General features: G+C 68.2%; 2 protein-coding genes and 1 pseudogene. 2 read left to right on the forward strand and 1 reads right to left on the reverse strand.

Annotated features, from left to right (window positions below):
* Nucleotides 1–436: pseudogene (locus PMI15_RS00005) on the reverse strand (ComF family protein); the annotation flags it as partial.
* Nucleotides 437–486: 50 nt separating this feature from the next.
* Between PMI15_RS00005 and PMI15_RS00010 the strand changes: the two are divergent.
* Both PMI15_RS00010 and PMI15_RS00015 read left to right on the forward strand, forming a co-directional pair.
* Nucleotides 487–1389 (forward strand): hypothetical protein, encoded by a 903-nt coding sequence (locus PMI15_RS00010; RefSeq protein ID WP_007862349.1) that lies wholly within the window; start codon nucleotides 487–489, stop codon nucleotides 1387–1389.
* A gap of 189 nt (nucleotides 1390–1578) precedes the next feature.
* Complete coding sequence (locus PMI15_RS00015) at nucleotides 1579–2079, forward strand: DUF2244 domain-containing protein (RefSeq protein ID WP_036836849.1); 501 nt, start codon at nucleotides 1579–1581, stop codon at nucleotides 2077–2079.
* Nucleotides 2080–2129 lie beyond the last annotated feature (50 nt).

The raw sequence follows: 2129 nt of genomic DNA on the forward strand, positions 1-2129 counted from the left end.
TCGGCAGCAGCCAGTCCTCGGGCTCCAGTTCGCCGAACACCTGCGCCAGGCCGGGCGACTGCAGCAGCAGGCCCGCAAAAAAACCGGCCCAGCCGTGCCGCTCGCCGAATTTGTAGCCGGCGACCAGCGTGGACCAGGGGTAGCCATAGGCGACGCCGGCAAAGGCGCGGTCCAGCGGCGGCGGCTCGACGGCGCAGGCGCCGCACAAGGGCGGGCCGGTTCGCAGGCCCATGGAAAGGTCGGCCGGCAAGGCCAGGGCGCAGCGGTTGCAGCGCGCCTCTGGCTGCGCGAAGCGGGCCACGCAGGGCTCGCACACCTGGCGCGCGGGCCAGCTGCGGCAGACCGCGCACTGGCTGGCGATCCCCGTGTTGAAGCCGCGAGCAAAGCCGCTCCAGCGGGGCAGGAATGCGGAAGGAACAAGCAGGCGTGTGAACACCGTGCCAATATACTCGCCTACCTTTTGAACGAGACGCCTTGCCTTCTTCCATGACCCCCACCGAGCGCCCGCCCACGCTGGACCCGATCGCCGTCAGCCGCTGGGATCGCAGTGCGCCCCTGGCCTCGCCCTGGCTGCATGAGGAGGTGGCGCGCCGCATGATGGACCGCCTGCAGTGGATCAAGTTGCAACCCCAAAGCTGGGTGCATTGGGGCGCGCTGCGCGGCGGGCTGCAGGCCCATGCGCAGCTGGCCAAGACCTACCCCGGCGCCACGGCCTTTGTGCTGGAAAACAATCCGCGGCGCACGCGTGAGGCGATGAAGGGCATCGTGCAGCCGTGGTGGACGCCGCGGCGATGGACGGCCGCCCCGGTGCGTTTTGAAGCGCCGCCGCCCGGCAGCGCCGACATGCTGTGGGCCAATATGGCGCTGCATGAATCGGCCGACCCGCAGGCCTTGCTGGCGCAGTGGCGCGAGGCGCTCAAGGTCAACGGCTTCCTGATGTTTTCATGCCTGGGCCCGGACACCGCGAAGGAGCTGCGCGAGGTCTACGCGCAACTGGGCTGGCCTCCCGCGGGCCACGAGCTGACCGACATGCACGACTGGGGCGACATGCTGGTGCAGACCGGTTTTGCCGAGCCGGTGATGGACATGGAGCGCATCACGCTGACCTATGCGACGCCCGCGCGCCTGCTGCAGGACCTGGCCGAGCTGGGCCGCAACTTCCACCCCGCGCGGTTTCCCGCCCTGCGCGGGCGCGTCTGGAAGATGCGGCTTGAAGAGGCGCTGGCGCGCCGTCTTGCCAAAGATGCGGATGGGCGTTTGTCCCTGACCTTCGAGGTCATCTACGGCCACGCGCTGAAGGCGCCGCCCAAAGTAAAGGTCAGCGCGCTCAGCGCGGTGTCGGTGGCCGACATGCGCAGCATGCTGCAGGGCGGGCGGCCGGGCGCTTGAGCGCCGGCCTTCGGGGCCGGGGCTGTTGCGCAGGCGCCCATCCGGCCCGCCGCGACCACTGGTTTGGGGGCTTTTTCAGGGGAGCGGCAGGGCAAACCGGCTACAATTCAGTACAGATTTTGGGGATGTTCCCAAGCCTCGCGCGGCCCGTGCCCGGCATGGACCGCTGTTTTTTTGGGGGGTTGCCGCATGCTGCAGCCAACGCCAGCGTTTCGTTTTGCCACCTCACCCGCTCAGGGTACCCACAGCCACGGTGCTGTGCTGTGGCTTCTCAAGCGTCACTGTTCACTCACCCCGGCCCAGCTCGGGTGGCTTTACGTGTCGCTGTGCGGCGTTTCGCTGGGGATTGCGGCATTCTTCTGGGCCCAGGGCGCCACCATGGTGATGCCTTTTGCCTGGGCTGAATTGCTGGCGGTGGGCGCGGCCTTTGTGGTGTATGCCCGCCATGCGGGGGACGGTGAAAAAATCGTCCTTGAAGGCGGGCAGCTGGTGGTGGAACTTGAAACGGCGGGGCGCACCGAGCGCGCGGAATTCAACCGCGAATGGGTGCGTATCGAGCCCAAGGATGGGGATGGTTCGCTGATTGAAGTGTCAGGGCAGGGGCGGTCGGTGCAAGTGGGGCGGCATGTGCGGCCCGAACTGCGTCCCGCGCTGGCCCGCGAGATACGGATGGCGTTGCGGGGCGGTTGAAGAGGCGCTGAAAGTCTCGCGTCAGTTGAGGTGCGGCGGGGGGACCCGCC

The organism is Polaromonas sp. CF318 (genome assembly GCF_000282655.1).
GTDB lineage: Bacteria > Pseudomonadota > Gammaproteobacteria > Burkholderiales > Burkholderiaceae_C > Polaromonas.